The sequence below is a fragment of the Bacillus cereus group sp. BfR-BA-01382 genome, assembly GCF_022663475.1.
GTDB lineage: Bacteria > Bacillota > Bacilli > Bacillales > Bacillaceae_G > Bacillus_A > Bacillus_A thuringiensis_S.
The window spans coordinates 1-9,190 of the sequence record NZ_JAKUFQ010000156.1 but is presented as its reverse complement, the minus strand read 5'-3'; the positions used below and the strand labels follow the sequence as shown (position 1 = coordinate 9,190).

The following is a 9,190-nucleotide window of genomic DNA, read 5'->3' as shown; positions in this document are numbered from 1 at the left end:
CATTATAAATCCCCTCCTAAATTAATTAACCACTGTTCAATTAATATTAAAAAGAAAATCACTTACATAAGAAGCGATTTTGAAATAAACTCTACATGTACCTTAGCCAAACCTTGTAGTTCTTCAAACGTTTGGCCACTTCTGCAATAATGTGCTACAAATCCATGTAATGATAAAAAAACAGACCATATTATCATCGCATTTAATTCCCCATCACATAAAAAAGAAATAACCTTCGCAAATTTTTCATAACTAACATTAGGACTATTTGCCAAACACTCTTTTAATTCGGCATCTTTAATTAAAAACATAATTTCATAATGACTCTGATTTCTTAGACCAAATTCAATAAAACCGAATAAAACTGCTCTTAGTTGCTCTTCTCTCGATAACTTTTGATTACAAATTTCATCTAACTTTTTGTTTAATAATTGAAAATCCTGTTCCACCATTGCGTAAAATAGCTCTGCTTTGTTTTTAAAATGATAATAAATCGAACCATGGCTATATCCAAGTTCTGTTGCAATTTTGCGCATTGAAGTATGTTGATATCCTTGTGCTATAAATAGCTCCCTAGCTACATTCATAATCATTTCTCTTGTTAGTTCTTGTTTAACTGCTTTCCTTGGCGACATATTTCATACCTCACACATATAATTAACCACTGTTCAATTATATTATATATTTTCAGAAAATTAATGCAACCCTTTTTTTGAAAAAATATACATTTTGAAATGATGGCATTATATGAAAGAATTTAGTATCATGATTCAAGGTACTATTTCAAGTTGGACGGAGGATACTATGAGCTTATTAACAGTTGAAAAATTAGGACATACATTTGGCGATCGTACATTATTTAAAGATGTATCTATGCGATTATTAGCAGGTGAGCACGTTGGATTAGTTGGTGCAAACGGTGTTGGTAAATCAACATTTATGAATATCATTACTGGTCAGCTTATTCATGACGAAGGTCGTGTAGAATGGACACCAGGCACACATTACGGTTACTTAGATCAGCATACGGTTTTAACGCCTGGACGTACAATTCGTGACGTACTAGCGGATGCATTTTTACCGTTATTCGAAAAGGAAACAGCTTTAAATGAAGTTACAGAAAAAATGGGAACTGCTACACCAGAAGAACTAGAAGAACTTCTTGATCAAATGGCAGAAATACAAGATGCACTTGAAGCAGGTGGTTTCTATTTACTAGATATGAAAATTGAAGAGGCTGCACGTGGTCTTGGAATTGATGCTATTGGTTTAGATCGTGATGTTTCAGCACTAAGTGGTGGACAACGTACAAAAGTATTGCTTGCAAAGCTATTACTTGAACAACCAGAAGTGTTATTGCTTGATGAACCTACTAACTATTTAGACGTTGAACATATTCATTGGTTAACAACTTATTTAAAAGAATACCCACATGCATTCTTATTGATTTCTCATGATACGGAATTTATGAACAAATGTGTTGATGTTATTTTCCATCTAGAATTCACAAAAATGACACGCTATACAGCGACATATGAAAAATTCCTAGAACTAGCAGAAATCAATAAAAATCAACATATAAACGCTTATGAAAAGCAGCGCGAGTTTATCAAAAAGCAAGAAGACTTCATTGCAAAGAACAAGGCTCGTTATTCAACGACAGGTCGTGCAAAGAGTCGTCAAAAACAACTTGATCGCATGGAACTTATTGATCGTCCGGAAACAGCAATCAAACCTGAATTCTCATTTAAAGAAAGTCGTGCAAGTAGTCGCTTCGTCTTTGAAGGTGAAAATGTAGAAATCGGATATACACATCCGCTACTACCAAAGTTATCAATGACAATTGAGCGTGGTGAAAAAATTGCTATTGTTGGATGTAATGGTGTTGGTAAATCAACGCTACTAAAAACAATCTTAGGTAAAATTAAACCTTTAAACGGTAAAACAAGTCTTGGTGACTTCTTAGAGCCTGCATACTTTGAGCAAGAAGTTAAAGCTGATAATATAACACCAATTGATGATGTATGGAATACATTCCCTGGCCTAGACCAGCATCAAATTCGTGCGATGTTAGCGAAATGCGGATTAAAAAATGAACATATTTCTCGTCCATTAAGTCAATTAAGTGGTGGAGAACAAGCAAAAGTTCGTTTATGTAAGCTAATGGGTGAAGAAAGTAACTGGCTACTATTTGATGAGCCGACAAACCATCTTGATGTTACAGCAAAAGAAGAACTTAAGAAGGCTATGAAAGCATATAAAGGAACAATTCTCCTTGTATGTCACGAACCGGAATTCTATGAAGATTGGATCACAAAGGTTTGGGATGTAGAAAAATGGTCTCAAAATAGTAAGTAATCTTTAATAAAAAACTCCTTGTGTAGACAAGGAGTTTTTTATTAAGAATTTTTTATATTGTAGTATCCTATAAGGCGTAAGCGAAATTCTTTTAATTCCGGATAAACCTCTAAATTTGCTAACATACCTCTAATTACCGGAATTCTTGGATTAAGCAATCGCATTTCCGCCTCTAAAACATCTAATGTTACTAGCAGCTCATCGTCCTCTAATTGATCAGCTAGAGTACGCTTAAATCCAATAATTTCTTTTAAAAAATGCTCTTTAACCTGTTCCTTAATGAGCTCTGATTTACAAAGAAATTCTCCAAGCTTTTCTTCGTGTAAAATAGGTTCTTCCGAAGATTCTACCAAGCCATCTACTAAATTATCTACTCTTTTTAAAATAAAAGCAGAGATGTAAGATAAATCAATTTCTGTTGCTTGTAAAATAATTAATTCTAAATACCCACGGCATATGCCTTCCACCATAATTACTAAATCCAATAAATATGGCATAATCTTTTCATCATAAATGGACAATAAACTATTTCGATAAAATGCATGAGACTCTAACTTCATCCGCATCATAAATTCTTCCACTTCTTTATTAAACGGAATCGCATTTTCTCTCGCATGCATAATAATAAACTCTTTATGCTTTTGTATATCATTAAACTGACAATGTAATTGTTTTGCAAATTTTTCACGTGGTAACAAAGACTCTTGCTCAATATCCAGCATTTTCTTTTGAATTTTGTCATAATAATATCGAAGTGTCGCTAATAAAAGCTCATCTTTTGATTTAAAATATAAGTAAAAAGCTCCCTTAGATATACCACTAGCTGTCACAATTTCCTGCACTGATGTCGCATTTACACCCTTAGTAGCAAATAACTTCATAGCCGATTCTATAATTAAACGCTCTTTTTCTTTCATATCTTCTCTCCTAAATTTAATCTCGCATCTTATTATGGATTTATTATACCATCTCTTTTTATTGACGATTGACCAACTGGTCAGTTATATTATGTATTAGACTGACCAGTTGGTCAATATAATACAAAGGGAGCGCAAACATGAACAAAATCATCAATTTCTCGTTAAAAAATAAGTTCGCAGTTTGGCTACTAACCATTATTGTTACGATTGCGGGAATTTACTCTGGCCTCAATATGAAGCTGGAAACAATTCCTGATATTACAACACCGATTGTGACAGTAACTACGGTCTATCCTGGTGCTACACCAGAAGAAGTAGCCGATAAAGTTTCAAAGCCGATGGAAGAACAACTACAAAATTTAAGTGGTGTTAACGTTGTTAGCTCATCATCTTTTCAAAACGCATCTTCTATTCAAGTAGAATACGATTTTGATAAAAATATGGAAAAAGCAGAAACAGAAATTAAAGAAGCTCTCACAAATGTAAAGCTCCCTGACGGTGTTAAAGACCCTAAGGTTTCACGAGTAAACTTCAATGCTTTTCCTGTTATTTCGTTAAGCGTAGCAAGCAAGAATGAATCTTTAGCTACCTTAACTGAAAATGTAGAGAAAAATATTGTACCGGGCTTAAAAGGACTTGATGGTGTTGCATCTGTTCAAATTGCAGGCCAACAAGTAGATGAAGTACAGCTCGTCTTCAAGAAAGATAAAATGAAAGAACTAGGACTAAGTGAAGATACTGTAAAAAATGTAATTAAAGGATCGGATGTATCTTTACCACTTGGCCTATATACGTTTAAAGACACGGAAAAATCAGTTGTTGTAGATGGCAATATTACAACGATTAAAGCATTAAAAGAACTCAAAATCCCAGCTATACCTTCATCACCTAACGGTCAAGGTAGTCAAAATGCTGGCGCTGGTGCACAAACGCCGCAAATGAATCCAGCTGCTATGAACGGAATTCCAACAGTTACATTAGACGAAATTGCTGAAATTAAAGAAGTTGGGAAAGCAGAATCCATTTCTCGAACAAATGGAAAAGAAGCAATTGGAATTCAAATTGTGAAGGCCTCTGATGCAAATACAGTTGATGTTGTAAATGCAGTAAAAGATAAAGTAAAAGATCTTGAGAAAAAATATAAAGATTTAGAGATCATTTCAACATTCGACCAAGGTGCACCTATTGAAAAGTCAGTTGAAACAATGCTAAGCAAAGCAATTTTCGGTGCTATCTTTGCGATTGTTATTATTATGCTGTTCCTACGAAATATTCGAACAACGTTAATCTCTGTCGTTTCAATACCACTTTCGTTATTAATTGCTGTTTTAGTCATAAAGCAAATGGATATTACGCTTAACATTATGACGCTTGGAGCAATGACAGTTGCTATAGGCCGTGTTGTTGATGACTCAATTGTTGTTATTGAAAATATTTACCGACGTATGTCGTTATCAGAAGAGAAATTGCGCGGAAGAGATTTAATTCGTGAAGCTACGAAAGAAATGTTTATTCCGATTATGTCTTCTACCATTGTGACAATCGCTGTATTCTTACCGCTAGGACTTGTAAAAGGTATGATTGGTGAAATGTTCTTACCATTCGCCTTAACTATTGTCTTCGCTTTATTAGCATCGTTACTAGTGGCTGTTACAATCGTACCAATGCTTGCCCATTCCTTATTTAAGAAAGAAAGCACGAGGGAAAAAGAGGTACATCATGAAGAGAAACCAAGCAAATTAGCAAATGGGTATAAACGTATACTTGAATGGGCTTTAAATCACAAAATTATTACATCTAGTATTGCTGTCCTTCTATTAGTTGGTAGTCTCGCACTTGTACCGGTTATCGGTGTAAGTTTCTTACCTTCTGAAGAAGAAAAAATGATTATCGCAACATACAAACCTGAACCAGGTCAAACATTAGAAGACGTTGAAAAAATTGCAACGAAAGCTGAGAAGCACTTCCAAGATAATAAAGACGTGAAAACAATTCAGTTCTCATTAGGTGAAGAGAATCCAATGAGCCCTGGTCAAACAAATCAAGCTATGTTCTTCGTTCAATATGATAACGACACGAAAAACTTCGAAAAAGAAAAAGAAGAAGTCGTGAAAGATTTACAAAAAATGTCTGGAAAAGGTGAATGGAAAAACCAAGACTTCGGAGCAAGTGGCGGTAGTAACGAAATTAAACTATACGTTTACGGAGATAGCTCAGAAGACATTAAGCCTGTCGTAAAAGATATTCAAAATATCATGAAGAAAAATAAAGACTTAAAAGATATAGATTCTAGTATTGCAAAAACATATGCAGAGTACACTTTAGTCGCAGATCAAGAAAAGCTGAGTAAAATGGGCTTAACGGCTGCTCAAATTGGAATGGGACTTTCTAATCAACATGATCGCCCTGTTCTGACAACAATTAAAAAAGACGGTAAAGATATCAATGTATATGTAGAAGCTGAAAAACAAAATTATGAAACAATCGATGACTTAACAAATCGCAAAATTACAACACCACTTGGTAATGAAGTAGCTGTAAAAGATGTTATGACTGTAAAAGAAGGTGAAACATCGAATACAGTAACACACCGAGATGGCCGTGTTTATGCAGAGGTTAGTGCAAAATTAACATCTGATGACGTTTCAAAAGCATCTGCTGCAGTCCAAAAAGAAGTAGATAAAATGGATCTTCCTTCTGGTGTAGATGTTTCTATGGGCGGTGTTACTAAAGATATTCAAGAATCATTCAAGCAACTTGGCCTAGCGATGTTAGCTGCGATTGCCATTGTATACTTCGTTCTTGTCGTTACATTTGGCGGTGCCCTTGCACCATTCGCAATTTTATTCTCGCTACCATTCACAATTATTGGGGCCCTTGTTGCCTTATTAATCTCTGGTGAAACATTAAGTGTATCTGCAATGATTGGGGCGCTTATGTTAATCGGTATCGTTGTAACAAACGCAATCGTGCTTATCGACCGCGTTATTCATAAAGAAAATGAAGGTTTATCAACACGTGAAGCTTTATTAGAAGCTGGTGCAACACGCTTGCGTCCAATTTTAATGACTGCAATTGCAACAATCGGAGCTCTTATCCCGCTTGCATTAGGATTTGAAGGTAGCGGCTTAATTTCTAAAGGACTTGGTGTAACAGTAATTGGTGGATTAACAAGTTCAACGTTATTAACACTTCTTATTGTTCCAATTGTTTATGAAGTATTAAGCAAATTTAAAAAGAAAAAAACAAAATAGCAAAAAAATAACCTCGCTAACTGCGAGGTTATTTTTTATTTCCAAACAAGATTAAGAAATCGCCATAACCTTCTTTCTCTAATTCCTCTTTTGGAATAAATCTAAGAGCTGCGGAATTAATGCAGTAACGAAGCCCATTCGGTCCTGGACCGTCTGGAAATACATGCCCAAGATGCGAATCTCCCTCTTTACTTCTCACTTCTGTACGTGTCATATTATGACTCACATCCATCTTTTCTTTCACACTTGCTGACATAACTGGTTTTGTAAAACTAGGCCATCCACATCCACTATCAAATTTGTCTAGAGAAGTAAACAGCGGCTCACCTGAAACGATGTCTACATAAAGACCTTCCTCTTTATGGTTCCAATACTCATTTCGAAATGGTGGTTCTGTACCATTTTCCTGTGTTACATAAAACTGCATCTCATTGAGTTTTTCTTTTAAATGAGCATTATCCTTTGGCCAATGTTGCTTAATAAAAGCATCTCGTCCTGAGCCTTTACGATATAACTCATAGCGGAATGTGTTTTTCTTATGATATCCTTGGTGATATTCTTCAGCTGGATAAAATGTAGCTGCTGGTAGTATTTTTGTCGCAATTGGTTTTGAAAAGCGTCCACTCTGCTCAAGCTCTTCTTTTGAGGCCTCAGCTTTTTTATGTTGTTCTTCATTATGATAAAAAATCACCGTTTCATAAGACTGCCCGCGGTCGTGGAATTGTCCCCCAATATCAGTCGGATCAATTTGTCTCCAATATATATTTAACAATTCCTCATACGGCATTTTATTTGCATCAAATGTAATTTGTACTGCTTCATAATGTCCTGTTGTTTCTGAGCACACTTCTTTATACGTTGGGTCCTCTTTATGACCGCCTGTATAACCTGAAACAACCTGTATAATTCCCTCCATCTCTTCAAATGGAGAAACCATACACCAGAAACACCCTCCAGCAAATGTAGCCAATTCTACCTTTTCATTTACAGCCATTACTTCACCCCTATTCTATATTCTCCTTACAGTATGGCATAAGAAACATAATGTTATAAAAGAAAAAGCATCGAACATCGATGCTTTTTCTCTACTTCACTTTATTTTGTTCCAACATCCTTCTCAATTTCATCACTTGTCACGTCTAAAACATCTAGTAAGAAAATGAAGATTGGAATACCGATAATCAGTCCCCATACACCTAAGAAGTGCTCTGAGAAAATTAATACCATAAAAGTATAGAAAATCGGTAAATTTGTTTTTTGCGACATAAACTTCGGATTTAATACGTAACTTTCAAGCGCATGAATCACTGTTACGATAACTAAAATATAAACAACGTACATAATACCGCCAATATTGTAAGCAATCATACAAAGTGGGAATAACGAAATGATAACCCCCGCTACTGGAATTAATCCAAGCAAGAAAATCATTAATGCTAAACCTAATAATTGCGGGAATCCTAATATCCATAGTGCAATCACGGATAAAACACAGTTAACAACTGCAATTAAAAATTGTGCTTCGATTACTTTTCCGAATGAACGTGCAAATTTCTTACCGAAGTACTCAATTTCAGTATAGAAAATTGCAAGCCTGCTTTCTTTAAACTTTGCAGTAAAACCAACAATACGAGATTTTTCTAGTAAGAAAAACAAACTCAAAATTAAAGAAAGTAAAACTTGAAGACCAAATTTACCAACATTCGTAATTGATTTATACAAAATGTCTACGCCTTGTCCTACATATTTAGAAAGCTCCATATGATTGACAGCATTAACTGCATACTTAATTAGTTCACTATCTGGTGGGTTTCTTAAAAATACATTGAATTGGTAAATCAATTGTGAAATTTGTATCGTTAATACTGGTAAATATTTAAATAGCGTAATAGCAATTCCACCAATTAACATTACATATAGAAATGCTATAATAATTTTTCGATTAATAGGCATGAAATGATCTAATTTGCGGGAAATAAACTTTTGGAATCGATCCATTAAATACGTGAGAATAAACGTAATTAATATTAAATTCAACATACTTTGCAGCCCGTATAACACGAGAGCAAGTATTACTAATACGAGTAACCTCTGAAATCCTTTGCTTTGAAACAGGTTTTTTATTTGCATAATCGACGAATACTCTCTCCTGTCCTATAAACTAAAACGTTAATAAGTAGATTTCTCTCTTTTCTACTTTTAAATTATTCATTCATATTAAGATTTTTATAAACTCATTATATGCCTATCTTAACAGGTATATAGTAGATTACTTCTTATTTTACAATACAATGACCTAATTCAAAACGTATTCTACATAGTATTAATGAAGATTTAAGGAAACTTACATTTTTTTAAATAGGTCTTACCACTACTGTAACATAAAAAGCAAGCTATCAGTAGAAATCTGTCCTACAAATAGCTTGCTTTTCTTATTTTTTAAGTAAGTTTTACTATCCAATGAATGGCATAAACATTGGGATGACAACTACTGTTACAACCCCAACTACCGTTACAGCAATACTTGCCATCGCTGCCTCTACCTCACCCATTTCAATTCCTACTGCAACTCCTAATGCATGGCCCGCTGTTCCAAGTGCTAAACCTTTTGCAATCGGATGCTTAACTCTAAATGTTTTTAAGAATAATGCCCCTAAT

At 34.6% G+C, this 9,190-nt stretch carries 7 protein-coding genes; 2 read left to right on the top strand and 5 right to left on the bottom strand.

From position 1 onward, the window contains the following. Nucleotides 1–62 precede the first annotated feature (62 nt). Nucleotides 63–635: a TetR/AcrR family transcriptional regulator gene (locus MR160_RS31785; protein WP_000074952.1), complete on the bottom strand. Its 573-nt coding sequence runs from the start codon at nucleotides 633–635 to the stop codon at nucleotides 63–65. Between the two features lie 169 nt (nucleotides 636–804). Here MR160_RS31785 and MR160_RS31780 point away from each other — a divergent pair, with 169 nt between their 5' ends. After that, nucleotides 805–2,358: an ABC-F family ATP-binding cassette domain-containing protein gene (locus MR160_RS31780; protein ID WP_242299056.1), complete on the top strand. Its 1,554-nt coding sequence runs from the start codon at nucleotides 805–807 to the stop codon at nucleotides 2,356–2,358. 41 nt (nucleotides 2,359–2,399) lie between these two features. Here the strand turns inward: MR160_RS31780 and MR160_RS31775 are convergent, their stop codons facing one another. Further along, nucleotides 2,400–3,275: a TetR/AcrR family transcriptional regulator gene (locus MR160_RS31775; RefSeq protein WP_000659637.1), complete on the bottom strand. Its 876-nt coding sequence runs from the start codon at nucleotides 3,273–3,275 to the stop codon at nucleotides 2,400–2,402. Nucleotides 3,276–3,415: 140 nt separating this feature from the next. Between MR160_RS31775 and MR160_RS31770 the strand changes: the two genes are divergently transcribed. Next, nucleotides 3,416–6,532, top strand: a complete 3,117-nt coding sequence (locus MR160_RS31770; protein ID WP_242299055.1) for an efflux RND transporter permease subunit — start codon at nucleotides 3,416–3,418, stop codon at nucleotides 6,530–6,532. Nucleotides 6,533–6,560: 28 nt separating this feature from the next. Here the strand turns inward: MR160_RS31770 and msrB are convergent, their stop codons facing one another. The 3 genes from msrB to MR160_RS31755 form a co-directional block, all read right to left on the bottom strand. Then, nucleotides 6,561–7,526 carry a peptide-methionine (R)-S-oxide reductase MsrB gene (msrB, locus tag MR160_RS31765; protein WP_000290179.1) on the bottom strand — a complete coding sequence of 322 codons (966 nt, stop codon included), beginning with the start codon at nucleotides 7,524–7,526 and terminating at the stop codon, nucleotides 6,561–6,563. Nucleotides 7,527–7,627: 101 nt separating this feature from the next. After that, nucleotides 7,628–8,662: an AI-2E family transporter gene (locus MR160_RS31760; protein WP_001166009.1), complete on the bottom strand. Its 1,035-nt coding sequence runs from the start codon at nucleotides 8,660–8,662 to the stop codon at nucleotides 7,628–7,630. Nucleotides 8,663–8,985: 323 nt separating this feature from the next. Then, nucleotides 8,986–9,190: LrgB family protein (locus MR160_RS31755; RefSeq protein WP_242299054.1), on the bottom strand; the 205-nt coding region annotated here is incomplete at its 5' end.